Raw genomic sequence first — 15,165 nt, forward strand, 5'->3', positions numbered from 1 at the left:
CCTCACAGGGTGGGGTAGACGGCCTCGGCGCCCTCGGAGTCCTGGTACGGCGAGGCTCCGGTGACGTTGTCGCCGCGGTTGGCGTTGGGGCGCGGCTGGCGCGGCTCGGCGTCGCCGTACTTGGCGCGCACGAGGTCCGCGTGGCTCGGCGGGTTGGACGCGACCTCGGGGTCGCGCCTGGACTCGAGCTCCTTGCGCAGCACCGGGACCACCTCGCCGCCCAGCAGGTCCAGCTGCTCAAGCACCATGTCGGTGGGGAGGCCGGCGTGGTCGATGAGGAAGAGCTGGCGCTGGTAGTCGCCCACGTACTCGCGGAAGGTCATGATCTTGTCGATGACCTCCTGAACGGAGCCGACGGCGAGCGGCGTCATCGAGGAGAAGTCCTCGAGCGAGGGGCCGTGGCCGTACACCGGAGCGTTGTCGAAGTAGGGGCGGAAGCGGTCCTTGGCCTCCTGGCTGGTCTTGCCGATGAAGGTCTGGCCGCCCAGGCCCACGATCGCCTGCTTGGCGGTGCCGTGGCCGTAGTGCTCGAAGCGCTGGCGGTAGAACTGCACCATGCGCTTGGTGTGCTCCTTGGGCCAGAAGATGTGGTTGGCGAAGAAGCCGTTGCCGTAGTAGGCGGCCTGCTCGGCGATCTCGGGGGTACGGATCGAGCCGTGCCACACAAACGGCGCCACGTCGTCGAGGGGGCGGGGTGTCGACGTGAAGCCCTGGAGCGGCGTGCGGAACGAGCCCTCCCAGTCGACGACGTCCTCGCGCCACAGCCGGTGCAGCAGGTTGTACGCCTCGAGCGCGAGGGGAAGGCCCTGGCGGATGTCCTGGCCAAACCACGGGTACACCGGCGCGGTGTTGCCGCGTCCCAGCATGAGGTCCATGCGGCCGCCCGAGAGGTGCTGCAGCATGGCGTACTCCTCGGCGAGACGCACCGGGTCGTTCGTGGTGATGAGCGTGGTGCTTGTCGTGACCGTCAGGGTCTCGGTCTGCGCGGCGATGCTGCTCAGCAGGGTCGTGGGGGAGGAGGAGAAGAAGGGCGGGTTGTGGTGCTCGCCCACGGCGACGACGTCGAGGCCCACCTCCTCGGTCTTCTTGGCGATGCGCACCAGGTCGCGGATGCGCTCGGCCTCGGAGGGGGTGTAGTCGTTGACGGGATCGCGGGTGATGTCCGAGACGGACATGATGCCGAACTGCATGGTGTGCTCCTTGGTCGAGGCGTGTCGTAGGACCTGGGTCCTAATATATGCGTTTGCATCTAATAACGCCAGGGGGTGCGGATCATTCCCGGCTCCCGCGTCCTCGCGCGCCCCTGTTCCATTCAAGGGGGTAGATGTCGCCCACTTCTGGGACCTGCGGGTGCCTCATGGGGAGATCCGGGCTATCCCTGGCGTACGAAAGTGACGGTTCTCGGCGGCGACCCGCCGCCGCATCGGCCGTCCGTACCGGCGTGTCGCCCCGCGGGACCGTCGCGTCGAGACGCGGGCCGCACGGTCGTAGCCTGGCGGAGTGATCCTCACCAAGCACACCCACGCCACCATCGAGATCGACGACGCTCACGGCCACCTGCTGGTGGACCCGGGGACGTACACGCCGAATGCGCCGGAGCTCCTCGCGCGGACCTCCGCGGTCCTGCTCACGCATGGCCACCCGGACCATGCGGATGTGGAGGCGATCGGCGCCGCGCTCGCGGCCGACCCCGACCTGCGGGTGTGGGGCCCTCGCGACGCGGTGGCGGGCTGGCTCGAGGCCTATCCCGGGCGCGTGATGGCGGCCGAGCCCGGCCAGGTCGTCGTTGCCGGCGGCATCGACGTGGAGGTGTTTCCCGCGGCGCACGCCTCGATCCACCCCGACATCTCGCTGCCCGAGCACCTCGCTTTCATGATCGGCGGGCGCGTGTTCCACCCCGGCGACTCGTACGCTGTGCCCGCCGTGGAGGTCGACATGCTGCTCGTGGGCGTATCGGGGCCGTGGGCGGTGCTGGCCGATGCCGTCGAGCAGGTGCGTGCCGTCGAGCCGCGCCGTGCCGTGATGATTCACGACACGATGCTGTCCGACGCGGGCCTGGCGGCCACTGAGCGGTGGCTCAGCTCGGGAATGCTCTCGCCGGTTGACTTCGAGCGGCTCGCGGTGGGGGAGTCGACCGAGGTCTGAGCGGCCGCGCGTCACGAAGTGACGGTTGTCTGAGGCGACATGCCGTGACATCGACCCACCAGATCGGCGTGTCGCCCGGCGGAACCGTCGCTTCGTGACGCGGGAGGGCAGGGGTGAGCGGGTGCCGGGCGCGGGAGGGGCCCCGCCCGCCGGTCCCTAGGCCGCCGGCGCCTTGCGCGGCGCCATCACTCCCGCCAGCAGCACCACGAGGATGCCGAAGAGCGGCACCAGGCTGAGGCCCACCTGCAGCGACGTCTGGTCGGCGATCCATCCCACGAGCGGCGGCGAGGCCAGGAAGGCGAGGCGCAGCAGCCACGACAGGATCGTGAGGCCCGTCCCCGGACGGAGGCCAGGCAGCTCGTCGGCGGCGTGCATGGCACCGGGGATGAGGGTGGCCACGCCGAAGCCCGCCGCGCCGAATCCCACGATGGTGCCCCACGGCGAGGGGAGGGCGAGCGCCAGGCCCATGCCGACGGCGACGAGTGCGCCACCGGCCCTTGCGACGGCGCGCTGGCCCCAGCGGTCCACCATTCCGTCGCCCAGGATGCGCCCGACGAACTGGCAGCCCTGCATCGCGATGAACGCGAAGGCGGCGAGGCCGGCCCCGGCGAGCAGCTCGTCCTGCATATAGGACGCCGACCACGTCGAGGCGGCGTCCTCGGCCCAGCCTCCGGCGATCGCGATGACGGTGAGCGCGAGAAGCACGCCCCACGTGCGCGCGGAGATCTTCCTCAAAGGTGTGTGCTGCGGCACGGCGGACTCGCCCGCGGCGTGGTCGACCTCGTCCGAGGTCGGCGCGTCCTTCTTCAGCAGCATCGGGTAGGCGACGATGTTCGCCGCCACCACGATGACGAGTGACACGACGAACTGCACCGGGACCGCGTACCCGAGCCCCGCGAAGAGGCCGCCGATGAGGCCTCCTGTCACGGCGCCGATCGACCACAGCGCGTGGAACGAGTTGAGGATCGACCTCTTGTAAAGCTTCTGCACCTGCAGCCCGTGTGCGTTCTGCGCCACGTCGACCCACGCATCGGTCACGCCCACCAGGAACAGCGCCGCGCCAAAGAGCCACACGTTGGGGGCCGCGCCCGCCGCGAGCATCGCGGCGGCCGAGACCAGCATCGTGAGGGTGGCCACCTTGGCCGAGCCGAAGCGGCGGATCAGCGCCGCCGCAAATAGGCCGAGCGCGAGCGCGCCGATGGACCACATGGCCATCGCCACGCCCAGCGTTCCGTACGAGATTCCCAGGTTGGCGCGGATCTCCGGCACGCGCGGCGCGAACCCGCCCAGCACGATGCCGTTGGTGAAGAAGATCAGCGACACGCCAAGGCGCGCGCGCCGAAGGTAGGGCGCCACCGTGGAGGTGGGGGACGTGGCCACGGGCTGTTACTCCTTGTCGACGATGACGAACGGGGCGGGCGTGAGGTCCGCGAGTCGCGAGGTGGGGCCCACCAGCAGGGTGAAGTCCCCGGGCTCGACCACGCGCTCGCCGGCGGCGTTGACGATGCTGCAGGCGCTCGCGGCGACCTCGAGCGACACGGAGGCGGACTCGCCCGGCTGCAGCGCAACGTGCGCCACGGCCTTGAGCTCGCGGTCGGCCCACGTGGCCGAGGTCACGTTGTCCCTCACGTAGCCCTGCACGGTCTCCAACACCGGACGCGAGCCGGTGTTCGTCACCGTCACGCTCGCTCGCAAGGTGTCGGCCAGGCCCACGGTCGATGCCTCGAGCGCCACGTCGCCGTACTCGACGGACGAGAAGGACAGGCCGTCGCCGAAGACCCACTGCGGCTCCTGCGTGAGGTCGGCGTAGCGGTACCCGTGCTGGGCGTCGATCTGGTTGTAGAAGGTGGGCTGCTGGCCCACGTGGCGGGGCCACGAGATCGGCAGGCGGCCGCTGGGCTCGATGGCGCCCATCAGCAGTTCGCCCACGGCGCGGCCACCGGCCATGCCGGGGTTGGCGGCCCAGATGATGGCCGATGCCTGGGCCGCCGAGGCGGGGAGCACGTGCGGCTTGGAGGCGAGCACCACCAGGATCACGGGGGTGCCGGTCGCGACGAGCGCGTCGAGCAGCGCGACCTGGCCGCCCAGCAGCTCGAGCGTCGCGGTCGACTTTCCCTCGCCCACCAGCTCGATGCGGTCGCCCAGCACGGCGACGACTGCATCGGCGCCCGTGGAGGCCGCGACTGCCTCGTCGATCATCGCCTGGTCGGGCTCGACGGGGAACGCGATGTGGGGGCGCGGCTGGCCGTCGGGGAAGAAAGCGCCCTTCGGGTCGGGCCCGGTGGTGATGATTTCGGCGCCCTTGGCGTAGGTCACCTCGGAGCCCTCGGGGGCGGCGGCGCGCACGCCGTCGAGCACGGTCGAGATCATCTCGCGCGGGTGCCCCTGCATGAGCCAGTCGGCCTGGCCCGACGCGCCTGCCCAGTCTCCGAGCGTGGTGTGCGGGTCGTCGGCGTTGGGGCCCACGACCGCGAGGCGCAGCGCCCGGTCAGCGGGCAGCGGCAGGGTGCCGTCGTTCTCGAGCAGCACCAGGGAGCGGCGCGCCGCCTCGAGGTTGAGGGCGCGGTGCTCGGGGGAGGCGATGACCTCGCGCTGACGCTCGGGGTCGGCGAGCCGCACGTCCTCGAACAGGCCCAGGTCGAACTTCAGGGTGAGGATGCGCGCGACGGCCTCGTCGATGCGCGCCTCGTCCAGGAGGCCCTGCTCGACGGCGTCCTGCGCTCCCTGGAAGAAGGCGGGCGTCGTCATGATCATGTCGTTGCCGGCGTTGACGGCGGCGGCCGATGCCTGGGCATAGTCGGGGAACAGGCGCTGCTCGCGCACCAGGTTGCCGACGTTGTCCCAGTCGGTAATGAGGGTGCCGGTGTAGCCCCACTCGTCGCGCAGCACGTCGTTCAGCAGCCACTTGTTGATGGTGATGGGTACGCCGTCGGTGGCCTGGTAGCCGAGCATGAAGGTGGCCGAGCCCTCGCGGGCCACGCGCTCGAAGGCGGGCAGGTACCAGGAGCGCAGCTTGCGGCGCGAGATGTCCGCCTCGGAGGCGTCGCGGCCGCCCTGCGTCTCGGAGTATCCGGCGAAGTGCTTGGACGTGGCGACGATCGCGGTCGGGTCGGCCAGCCCGTCGCCCTGGTAGCCGCGCACCATCGCGGCGCCGAGCTCGCCCAACAGGTAGGGGTCCTCACCGAACGTCTCGGACACGCGGCCCCAGCGCAGGTCGCGCGCGATGCACAGGACGGGGGAGAACGTCCAGTGGATGCCGGTCGCCGCGACCTCCACCGCTGTCGCGCGGGCGACGCGCTCGAGCAGGTCGACGTCGAACGATGCCGCCATGCCCAGCTGGGTGGGATAGATCTCGGCGCCCTCGAAGAACGAGTGGCCATGGATGCAGTCCTCGCCGATGAGTAGCGGGATGCCCAGGCGGGTCTGCGCGTTCAGCTCGTGTGCCTGCGCCAGGCGCTCGGGGGAGGCGTGGAGGATCGACCCCACGTGCATGTCCTCGATGAGGTGCGGCACTCCGTCGTACGTGTGCATCTGCATCATCTGCCCCACCTTCTCGGGCAGCGTCATGCGGCCGACGAGGTCGGCGACGCGCTCCGGGGTCGGCAGCGAAGGGTCGAGGTAAGCGGCGGTGGTCACGCGCGAATCCTTTCGATAAGGGTCGATGCGGCCCACAGTAGCCTAATTTCTACCGTGTGGTAAGTTGAGGCACGTGAACACCAATGTGACCGCTGGTCAGGACCGCACCTACGCACGCGGGCGGGCTACCAAGTCCCACCTCCTCGACGTCGCGCGCGATCACTTCGCCGAGTTCGGCTACCGCGGCAGCTCCCTCAGGGACATCGCCCAGCGCGCCGGAATGTCGCACCCGGGGCTGCTATATCACTTCCCCGCCAAGGAGGCCCTGCTGATGGCCGTCCTGGAGCGGCGCGACCAGGTGGATGGCGAGGTGAACCCGGTGCGTGGCGAAGACGGGCTCGTGGCCCTGCGCAACCTCGTGCAGTCCGCCTACCGCAACGAGGGGAACAGGGGAGTGGTCGAACTCTTCGCCGTCGTCTCGGCCGAGGCCACGTCCGCCGACCATCCCGCGCACGACTTCTTCGTGGCGCGCTACGAGCGCCTCGTGGAGCGCGTCACCCTGGCCTTCGAGAACGTGAAGGCCACCGGCCTGCTCCGCGACGGCATCGTGCCTGGCATTGCCGCCGTGCAGACGGTCGCGCTCATGGACGGTCTCCAGGTGCAGTGGCTGCTGGGCTCGACCGACCTGTCGATGGGCGACGCTATGCGCGCGCACTTCGCCGCCCTGGTGGACGCCGACCTGTAGTCCGCGGCGCCCCGCGGGTTCCGACCTGCACGTGTGTCGTAAATGTGACGCATGTGACAACTTGGCAAAGACCTGCGCTTTTATCGTGCAAAGTCGGGGTGGCGGCGCTACCTTGTGAGTGAGACGCCACGCACGCCTCGCCTGTCAACGCCGGCAACAGTCACGTCGCAAGGAGAGCACGCCATGTCCACCACACCCGTTCCCACCTCGAGCGAGGTCGAGGGGCCGGTCGGCTCCAAGACCGGCTGGGTCTTCCTGTCGATCACCCGCATCGTGATCGGCTTCTACTTCTTCTGGGCCTTCATTGACAAGCTGTTTGGCCTGGGCTTCTCCACCTGTCGCGCCGAGGACGGCTCCGTCGAGGTCATGTGTGACCGCGCCTGGCTGTCCGGCGCGCGCATCACCGAGGGCTACCTCGGCTCCTCTTCCGGCCCGTTCGCCGACTTCTTCGCGAGCCTCGGTGAGCAGGCGTGGACAGACTGGCCGTTCATGCTCGGCCTGTGCGGCATCGGCCTCGCGCTCATGCTTGGCATCGGCACGCGCGTGGGCATGTGGTCCGGCTGCATCATGCTCGCCATGATGTGGATCTCGCACTCCTGGCCCGGCGAGGGTGGTAACACCACCAACCCCTTCGTTGACGACCACATCATCATGATCGTCGCGATCATCGGCGTCGTCCTCGTCGAGCTGCGCTACCAGGCGGTCGGCCTCGGCCCCTGGTGGAGGAGCCTCGACGTGGTCCAGAAGCAGCGCTGGCTGATCTGATTCCACCTTTCACCCGTGCATGGCGGGGCGGCCCTCGGGCCGTCCCGCCATCGGCGTCTCTAGGCCTTAAGTCCTTTTCTGCAGGATTCCCGAAAAGGCCAAAAAAGTGAGAACAAGGTCCCAGATTTGGCCTCCCGGCTGCCGTTATGGAAATCGCCTTAAAAGTGGGATCAACCTGGGAATATGCACGCGCAAGTGATGTCAGAACCCCTATGTTGGAAGCAAGACGCCGCCCCCGGGGCGCGTTGGCAACCTCCACAAGAGATACCGACATAAGGAGTCACCATCATGGCGACCGCAAGCACCGACGTGACCACCCCGCAGGGTCCCGTCGGCTCCAAGACCGGCTGGGTTTTCCTCTCGATCACCCGCATCACGATCGGCTTCTACTTCTTCTGGGCCTTCATCGACAAGCTGTTCGGCCTTGGCTTCTCGACCTGCCGCCTCGAGGACGGCTCGGTGCAGGTGCTGTGCGACAACGCCTGGCTGTCCGGCTCGCGCATCACCGAGGGCTACCTCGGCTCCTCGTCCGGCCCGCTGGCTGACTTCTTCGCCACCCTCGGTGGCTACGCCTGGACCGACTGGGCCTTCATGATCGGCCTGTGCGGCATCGGCCTCGCGCTGATCCTGGGCATCGGCACCCGCATCGGCATGTGGTCGGGCGTCGCGATGCTCGCCATGATGTGGGTCTCCCACGCCTGGCCCGGCGCCGGTGGCAACACCACCAACCCCTTCGTCGACGACCACATCATCATGATCGTCGCGATCATCGGCATCGTCCTGGTCGAGCTGCGCTACCAGGCCGTGGGCCTCGGTGGCTGGTGGAGGCGCCTGGACATCGTCCAGAAGCAGCCCTGGCTGATCTAAGACCTCGCATTACCCGCACACGGCGGGGCGGCCCTAGGGCCGCCCCGCCGTTGTCGTGTCCGCGGCCGATGCGGTGGTGGCCCGCATCTCGGCCCGCACCGTGTGCAGCACCTGAGGCAGGAGGTCGCGGCTGCGCCGCGCGGCCCACGGCACGCCGTGACGCGTGAGCCACCACGCGCGGGCGGCGAGCGACGGTTCCCGCGCCGGCGGCGACAGGGGAGCAACCTGCGGCCACGCCGGGCCGAGCGCCTCGACGGCGGCGCGCGCGAGCGCCCGGTGCCCCCTCTGGGACGGGTGAATGCGGTCGATGTGCCAGGCGTGGGCGCCGTCCGCGGCGAAGATGACGGAGCCATCGACGATCGTCACGGGCATGCCGGCAGAAGCCCGTCGCAGCGCGGCGTTCACCGCCTCGGCTCGCCGGGCCATGGCGCTCGCGACGCGTTCGGGAAGCAGGTCGAACAGGCCGATGCGGTCGATAGTGGCGAGCACCACCGCCCGGTCGCCGCGCGTCAGCTCTACGAGCGCCGCGCGGGTGCACCTCTCCACCTCGCCGGGGTCGAAGTCTCCTCGCAGCGCATCGTTGCCTCCCACGGTCAGCAGCGCCACGTCCGGATCGAGCGCGACGGCGTCAGCCACCTGGGCGGCGAGGTCCCGGGCCCGGGTCCCGTTCGCGGCCAGGTTCGCAAAGGCGCGCGCACCGAGCGCCGCGGCCGCGTGAGCCGCCCAGCCCACGTGACCCCAGTCCTCCCGCACGCCGTCGCCCACACCCAGGGTGATCGAGTCGCCGAGCGCGACGACGCTCGGGCCGCTCACGCCGCCTCACTGACCCGCACCCCCGCGAGGGCGGCCAGGTGCAGCGCCTCCATGGTCTCCACGGTGCGCTCCCACGGCATCGTCTCGGCGCGTGCCCGTGCGTCGGCACGCCTCACGACCGGGTCGCGCGCCAGCAGGGTGCGGATGCCGGCCGCGACGTCGCCCGGCGTCCCCCGCACCTCCACCCCCGCCGCGCCGATCACCTCGGGCAGCGCCGATTCGGCGTGGGCCACCACCGGCGTGCCGGAGGCGAGCGCCTCGAGCGCGGCGAGCCCGAAGGTCTCGATGGGGCCAGGGGCGACCACGGCATCGGCCGTCGCGAGGAGTGCGGCGAAGCGCTCCGCGTTGTCGACGAATCCCAGGAGATCGACGGGAAGTGCCTGCGCGAGGTGCCGCATGCGCGGCTCGAGCGGGCCGGCGCCTGCCACGACCAGCCGGACGCGGCGACCCTGACTCATGAACACCCGCACGGCCTCCACTGCCAGGAGCGGCGCCTTCTCGCGGGATAGTCGCGAGGCGAGCACCAGGAGCGACTCGTCCGGGGCCGCCAGGAGTCCTCGCAACGCGGGATCCCGTCGGGAGGGGTGAAAGCGGGCGAGGTCGACGCCCAGCGGCACGGTGACCGTCGGCAGGCCGAGTCGCGTGAACTCGCCTGCGGCGAAGTCCGTGGTGCACACGACGGCGTCGAAGCGGGCGTGTGTCGCGGAGTTGTGACGGTCGACGGCGCGCCGGATCCAGGCAGCGTGAGTAAGCGCGGGCCCGAGGTTGGCGCGCAGCACACCGTCGGCGCGTTCGTGCGCGAAGAACACGGTGGGGATGTGGCCGGCGCGTGCCCAGTCGGCGAGGGGCGTGAGCGTGGTGCGGTCGGACACCTCGAGGACGTCGGGCGCGAAGCGTGCAAGCGCCGTGCGCACCGCGTCGAGCCTGACGATGGCGCGGTACCCTCCGCTGCGTGGGATGAGGGGCGAGCGCAGGGTGACGCGCGTGCCCCACGGCGTGTCCTCGCGGACGTCGCGGGTGCCAGGCACGACCAGCAGCACCTCGTGGCCGCGCTGCCGGTAGCCCGCGCCGAGCGCGTGCATGGCGGTGCGCAGCCCTCCCGAGCGCGGGCCGTAGAAGTTGGCGACGTGCGCGATCCTCATGCGCCCGCCGCCGCGGACGCGAGCGGGCGCGCATGCATGCCGATGGCCTCCTCGTAGTAGCCCATCAGCTGCGTGCAGACCGAGGCCCACGTGCGGTCGCGCACGGCGTCGCGGGCGTGCGCCCCCGCGCGGTCCCGCCACTCGTCATCGTCGACGAGCCCCTGCACCGCCGCGACCAGCTCCTCGGGCTTGCCGGGGTCGTAGAGCATTCCCGTCACGCCCTCCGCCACCAGGTCCACCGGTCCGCCGCGGCGCGGCGCCACCACGGGAAGCCCGGAGGCGTGCGCCTCCTGGATGGTCTGGCAGAACGTCTCGAGGTCTCCGCAGTGCACAAAGAGGTCGAACGACGCCATCGCCCGGGCGAGCGCCTCACCCGCAAGGAAGCCGGTGAAGACCGCGTCGGGGAGGCTTGCCTCGAGCTCGTCGCGGCTGGGGCCGTCACCCACCACCACGAGACGGGCTCCCGCGACGGCGGCGAGGCGAGCGAGGTGGTCGACGCGCTTCTCGGGGGCCAGGCGGCCCACGTAGCCGACGATGCGCTCGCCCCGCGGTGCCCACTCGCGTCGCAGCGCCTCGTCGCGACGCGAGGGGTGAAACCGCACGGTGTCCACGCCGCGCCCCCACCGCCGCAGCCGCGGGACCCCGTGCTCCTCGAGCTGGCGCTCCGCGTGCGTGGAGGGGGCGAGAGTGAGGTCGGCGAGGGAATGCAGCTCGCGCACCCGATTCCACAGCAGCGCCTCGCCCCACGGCGCGCGGTAGCGGGCGGCGTAGCTGGGCACCTCGGTTTGGTAGACGGCCACGGTGGGAAGGTCGAGCGCCGCTGCCGCGCGCACCGCGGTCCAGCCGAGCATGAAGGGGGAGGCGAGGTGGACCACGTCCGGCGAAAAGTCCGCCAGGAGGCGCTCGACCCGTGCGGCCGATGCGACGCTCACCCTGACGTCGGCGTACCCCGGCCACCCCACGGAGGGCAGGCGCACCACCGGGGCCACGCCGTACCGCACCGGTCCGCGCCCGCGCGGCTCGGGGGCGATCACGAGCGCCTCATGCCCGTGTGCCGTGAGGTGCTCGATGACCCGCAGGAGCGAATGCGTGACGCCATTCGCGTGCGGGAGGAAGGACTCGGCTACCAGCGCGACTCTCACGACTTCCATCGTCGCCACCGCGGCGGCGACGATGGAGACCCGGGAGGCGAAAGCCCGGTGAACCTTGGGTGTCCGGACCGTGACGGAGGCACACGGGCGCATGGGATGATGGCGGCTATGCAGTCGCCGGTCCTCGCCCGTTCCCGTGCCCTCGTTGTCCTCGCTCTCGCCGCGATCGCGGCGGTGATGATCGCGCCGGCGGCCTCGGCGCACACCGACCTCAAGGAATCGAACCCCGCGGAGGGCGCGAGCGTCACTTTGCTCGACGAGGTGTCGCTGACGTTCACGAGCGACCTGCTCGAGATCGGCAACGAGCTGAGCATCGTCGACGCGGAGGGTGCCGCCCACGCGCTCGAGCCCACGTTCCCCGAGCCCACCAGCATCGCGGCCACCGTGGATGTGGACCTCCCCGAGGGCGACACCCAGCTCGTGTGGCGCGTCGTCGCCGAGGACGGCCACCCCATCGAGGGTGTCATCGACTTCACGTACGCCCCCGAAGGCGACGGGGCCGATGCCACGGCGAGCGCCGCTCCCACCCCCAGCCCCAGCGACTCGCCCTCCAAGGAGGCGCGCGCCGCCACGCCGAGCGCCTCCGCATCGGCCGTCCCCCTGACGACGGACGCCTCCGCGAGCCCCTCGCCCACGGCCGCCGCAGAGGCCGACGACGAGGGCGGCGTTCCCGCGTGGATCTGGTGGGTCGTCGGAGCCGCCGTCATCGGCACGGGCGTCACGGCGCTCGTCGCCGTCAACCGGCGGTGACCGACCTTCCCGCGCTGAGCGCCGCGGGCCAGCCGCGATGGCGGCTGCCGCGCACCGCGACGAGCCCGCGTGCGCGCTACGTCCTCGCGGCCTTCGCGCTGATCGGATTCTCGATCGGCATCTCGCAGAACGCCGCGCCCGCGGTGATGCAGGACCAGTTGCGTGACCTCGGCACCACCGTCGATGTCCTCGGCCTCGCGCAGGTGTCGTACTGCCTCGGCGTGGTCGTGGGCGCACCGCTCATCCTCGTGGGCCTCGGCCGCGTGGGGCGCCGGCCCCTGCTCGTCGTGCTGTCCCTGGCGTTCGCGCTGCTCTCCGTCGCCACGGTGGCGGCCCCGAGCATCGGCGCGCTCATCGGCATCCGCTTCATCGCCGGGCTTCCGCACGGCGCGCTGCTCGGCGTCGCGTCATTCGTCGCGATGACCGTGCTGGGGCGTGAGCGTCGCGGCACGGGCGTCGCGATCATCATGCTGGGCCTCACCTGCTCGCAGATCATCGGCGTGCCGTTCTCCCAGTGGCTGTCGGAGGCGGTGAGCTGGCGCGCCTCCTACGCCGTCGTCGCGGCGGTGGGCCTGCTCGCCTTCGCCGCGGTGTGGGCCTTCACGCCCGACGTCCCCGGCAACCCCCACGCCTCGCCCCGGCAGGAGATGACCGCCATGCGGTCGGTGCCGCTGTGGACAGCGATCGTCACCATCACCGTCGGTTTCAGCGGCCTCGGCGCCGTGCTTGCCTACATCGTGCCCCTGCTGGAGATCGACAACGGCCTCGACCCCTCCGCCGTGACCTGGGTGCTGGTGCTGTGGGGCGTCGGCACGTCCGTCGGCGCCTTCGTGGGAGGGCGTCTGACGGACCGCGATCACCTGTCGGCCGGCCGCCTCGGGCTGTGGCTGACCGCCGCGGCGCTGCTCGGCATCGGCGCCGTGGGATCCAGCCCCGTCGCCACCATCCCGCTGCTGTTCCTGCTGGCGATCGCCACTCAGATCTACGCCCAGAGCGGGCAGGTACACCTCATGGACGTCCTGCACGGCTCGCCGTCGCTCGGCTCGGCCCTGTCGCATGCGGCGCTCAACGCGGCATCGGCACTCGGCACGGGCATCGGCGCCCTCATCATCGCCGCCGGCCTTGGCTATCAGGCACCCGCCTGGGCCGCGCTCGTCCTCACCGGCGTGGCGTTGGTGCTCATGGCCGTCGGCCCCGGTTTCCGCCGTTCTCGCACGGTCGCGGCGTTGTGAAAGAGTTGACCCCATGAAACTTCGCCTGGGAACCCGCGCCTCCGAGCTCGCGCGCACCCAGTCCGGCATGGTCGCCCGCGACATCGAGGCCGCCGCGGCCGCGCGGGGCATCGACCTCACGGTCGAGCTGGTCCACATCACCACCGAGGGCGACGTCAACCGCGCCTCCCTCGTGGGGCTGAGCCAGACCGGCGTCTTCGTCAACGCCCTGCGCGACGCCCTCCTCGCGGACGAGTGCGACCTGCTGGTGCACTCCCTGAAGGACATCCCCGTCGAGCAGCCCGCCGAGATCGAGTTGGCCGCCGTGCCGCCGCGCGAGGACGTGCGCGACGCGCTGTGCACGCTCGGCGCCGGAATCGACGACCTCCCCGCCGGTGCGCTCGTGGGAACCGGGTCGCCGCGCCGCGCCGCCCAGGTGCTCGCGCTGCGCCCCGACCTCAGGGTCGAGGGCATCCGTGGGAACGTCGACACCCGCCTGGGCAAGCTCCACGACGGCTTCGACGCCGTGGTGCTGGCCGCCGCCGGCCTCAGCAGGCTCGGACGCCTCGACGACGCCACGGAGCTGTTCGCCCCCGAGGCGATGGTGCCGGCTCCCGGCCAGGGCGCGCTGAGCATCGAGATCCGTCCCGATGCCGACCCCGAGTGGGCGGACGTGGTGCGCTCGCTCGACGACGCCGACACGCGCGCGGCGGTCATCGCGGAACGGGCAGTGCTGCAGGTCCTCGAGGCCGGATGCGCCGCACCCGTGGCCGCCCACGCCACCGTCGACGGCGCCACCCTCACGCTGCACGCCCGCGTGGTGAACACCGCCGGAACCCTGGCGCTCAACGAGACCGCCTCCGGACCCGCCGCGCAGGCGGCGTCCGTGGGGCGGCGCATCGGACACACCCTGCTCGGCCGCGGTGCCGGGCGCCTGATGGGAGGAACCCCGTGAACCTGTCGATCCTCGAGGGCAAGCGACTCCTCGTCCCCGTCACCGCGCAGCGCCGCCACCTCGCGCAGCGCCTCGCCGCCGCCGGCGCGCTGGTCGAGGAGGTCGAGTTCATCGCGATCGACGGCCCCAGCGACCCCGAGCGCCTCGAGGAAGCGACCCTCGCGTGGTGCGCGGGTGACTATGACTGGATGGCCGTCACCAGTCGCAACGCCGTCCTCGCCATGGACGCGATCGCGCGCCGCCGCGGCACGTCGCTCGGCAACGCCCAGCCCGAGGCCAAGGTGACGACCGTGGGCGAGGCCACGCGTTCCGTATGCGCCGAGGTGGGGCTCGAGGTGACGCTCGTGCCCACGGACAAGCAGAACGCTCGCGGCATGGTCGCCGAGTTCCCCGAGGGCGAGGGCAAGATCCTCGCGCCCCTGGGCAACCTGGCCTCGCCGGTGCTCGAGCGCGGGCTGGCCCGCAAGGGCTGGAGCGTCGACGTGGTCGAGGCCTACCGCACCGTGGACGGCGACGGGCCCGACCCAGACGTCCGCGAGATGCTCGCACACGGCACCATCGACGCCGTGTTGCTCACCTCGGGCTCCGTGGCCGAGCGCCTGGCAGCCACCGTTCCCGAGCTGTCCGACGACGTCATGCTCATCGCGATCGGCGACATGACCGCCGCCGCCGCGCGGGCCGCCGGCTTCCGCCTCGCCGCCGTGGCGCAGGCGCCGTCCTACGACGGCATCGTCGCGGGGCTCGTCGAGGCGCTGAGCGCCGCGCCCGCCGAGGCCGATGACGTGGCCGAGCCCGAGCCCGACGAGCCGGAGGAGGACGAGGTTGCGGCCGATGCCGTGGTCGCCGACGTCGAGGACGACGCCGCGCCCGAGGCCGAGGTCGAGGCGCCCGAGGATGCCGCGGAGGGCGAGGACGAGGTCTCCGGAGCCGACGTTGAGGACGACGGCTTCGACGAGGCTGCCGACGCCGACTCCGAGTCCGACGACGCCCCCGCGCGGCCCGCCTGGGCGCCCGTGATGGTCGAGGAGGAGCGCTCGTGAGCCTG

General features: G+C 71.4%; 14 protein-coding genes. 8 read left to right on the forward strand and 6 right to left on the reverse strand.

Features of this window, described 5'->3' with window-relative positions; translation table 11 throughout:
* Nucleotides 1-2 precede the first annotated feature (2 nt).
* A complete protein-coding gene (locus B7K26_RS05675) occupies nt 3-1,190 on the reverse strand; it encodes a CE1758 family FMN-dependent luciferase-like monooxygenase (protein WP_084077867.1) in 1,188 nt (395 codons plus the stop codon).
* A gap of 310 nt (nt 1,191-1,500) precedes the next feature.
* On the opposite strand from B7K26_RS05675, the gene B7K26_RS05680 reads away from it, so the two are divergent.
* Nucleotides 1,501-2,145, forward strand: a complete 645-nt coding sequence (locus B7K26_RS05680) for an MBL fold metallo-hydrolase (protein WP_084077869.1) — start codon at nt 1,501-1,503, stop codon at nt 2,143-2,145.
* Nucleotides 2,146-2,301: 156 nt separating this feature from the next.
* Here B7K26_RS05680 and B7K26_RS05685 read toward each other — a convergent pair whose 3' ends face one another.
* A complete protein-coding gene (locus B7K26_RS05685) occupies nt 2,302-3,525 on the reverse strand; it encodes an MFS transporter (RefSeq protein ID WP_084077871.1) in 1,224 nt (407 codons plus the stop codon).
* Nucleotides 3,526-3,531: 6 nt separating this feature from the next.
* Complete coding sequence (locus B7K26_RS05690; protein ID WP_234998714.1) at nt 3,532-5,781, reverse strand: glycoside hydrolase family 3 N-terminal domain-containing protein; 2,250 nt, start codon at nt 5,779-5,781, stop codon at nt 3,532-3,534.
* Nucleotides 5,782-5,854: 73 nt separating this feature from the next.
* Here B7K26_RS05690 and B7K26_RS05695 point away from each other — a divergent pair, with 73 nt between their 5' ends.
* The 3 genes from B7K26_RS05695 (at nt 5,855) to B7K26_RS05705 (ending at nt 8,098) form a co-directional block, all read left to right on the forward strand.
* On the forward strand, nt 5,855-6,466 hold the full coding sequence (locus B7K26_RS05695; RefSeq protein ID WP_234998715.1) for a TetR/AcrR family transcriptional regulator: 612 nt from the start codon (nt 5,855-5,857) through the stop codon (nt 6,464-6,466).
* 183 nt (nt 6,467-6,649) lie between these two features.
* Nucleotides 6,650-7,231 carry a DoxX family protein gene (locus B7K26_RS05700; protein ID WP_084077873.1) on the forward strand — a complete coding sequence of 194 codons (582 nt, stop codon included), beginning with the start codon at nt 6,650-6,652 and terminating at the stop codon, nt 7,229-7,231.
* Between the two features lie 288 nt (nt 7,232-7,519).
* Entirely contained in the window at nt 7,520-8,098 is a 579-nt protein-coding gene (locus tag B7K26_RS05705; protein WP_084077874.1) for a hypothetical protein, read from the forward strand.
* Nucleotides 8,099-8,131: 33 nt separating this feature from the next.
* Here B7K26_RS05705 and B7K26_RS05710 read toward each other — a convergent pair whose 3' ends face one another.
* From B7K26_RS05710 to B7K26_RS05720, 3 genes are read right to left on the reverse strand one after another with little or no spacing between them, the layout of a single operon-like run.
* Nucleotides 8,132-8,911, reverse strand: a complete 780-nt coding sequence (locus B7K26_RS05710; RefSeq protein ID WP_084077876.1) for a GDSL-type esterase/lipase family protein — start codon at nt 8,909-8,911, stop codon at nt 8,132-8,134.
* Nucleotides 8,908-10,053 (reverse strand): glycosyltransferase, encoded by a 1,146-nt coding sequence (locus B7K26_RS05715; protein WP_084077878.1) that lies wholly within the window; start codon nt 10,051-10,053, stop codon nt 8,908-8,910. Before B7K26_RS05715 ends, B7K26_RS05710 begins: the two co-directional genes overlap by 4 nt.
* Nucleotides 10,050-11,195 (reverse strand): glycosyltransferase family 1 protein, encoded by a 1,146-nt coding sequence (locus tag B7K26_RS05720; protein WP_084077879.1) that lies wholly within the window; start codon nt 11,193-11,195, stop codon nt 10,050-10,052. Before B7K26_RS05720 ends, B7K26_RS05715 begins: the two co-directional genes overlap by 4 nt.
* Nucleotides 11,196-11,312: 117 nt before the next feature.
* On the opposite strand from B7K26_RS05720, the gene B7K26_RS05725 reads away from it, so the two are divergent.
* Genes B7K26_RS05725 through B7K26_RS05740 form a run of 4 tightly spaced genes read left to right on the forward strand, consistent with a single transcriptional unit; the run spans nt 11,313 to nt 15,160 of the window.
* A complete protein-coding gene (locus tag B7K26_RS05725; protein ID WP_159449622.1) occupies nt 11,313-11,954 on the forward strand; it encodes a copper resistance CopC family protein in 642 nt (213 codons plus the stop codon).
* Nucleotides 11,951-13,186, forward strand: a complete 1,236-nt coding sequence (locus tag B7K26_RS05730) for an MFS transporter (RefSeq protein ID WP_159449623.1) — start codon at nt 11,951-11,953, stop codon at nt 13,184-13,186. The genes B7K26_RS05725 and B7K26_RS05730 overlap by 4 nt, the downstream gene beginning before the upstream one ends.
* 13 nt (nt 13,187-13,199) lie before the next feature.
* Entirely contained in the window at nt 13,200-14,120 is a 921-nt protein-coding gene (hemC, locus tag B7K26_RS05735; RefSeq protein WP_084077885.1) for a hydroxymethylbilane synthase, read from the forward strand.
* Nucleotides 14,117-15,160 carry a uroporphyrinogen-III synthase gene (locus B7K26_RS05740; protein ID WP_084077887.1) on the forward strand — a complete coding sequence of 348 codons (1,044 nt, stop codon included), beginning with the start codon at nt 14,117-14,119 and terminating at the stop codon, nt 15,158-15,160. Before hemC ends, B7K26_RS05740 begins: the two co-directional genes overlap by 4 nt.
* Nucleotides 15,161-15,165: the final 5 nt, after the last annotated feature.

The sequence above is a fragment of the Demequina sp. NBRC 110057 genome (genome assembly GCF_002090175.1).
Lineage (GTDB): Bacteria > Actinomycetota > Actinomycetes > Actinomycetales > Demequinaceae > Demequina.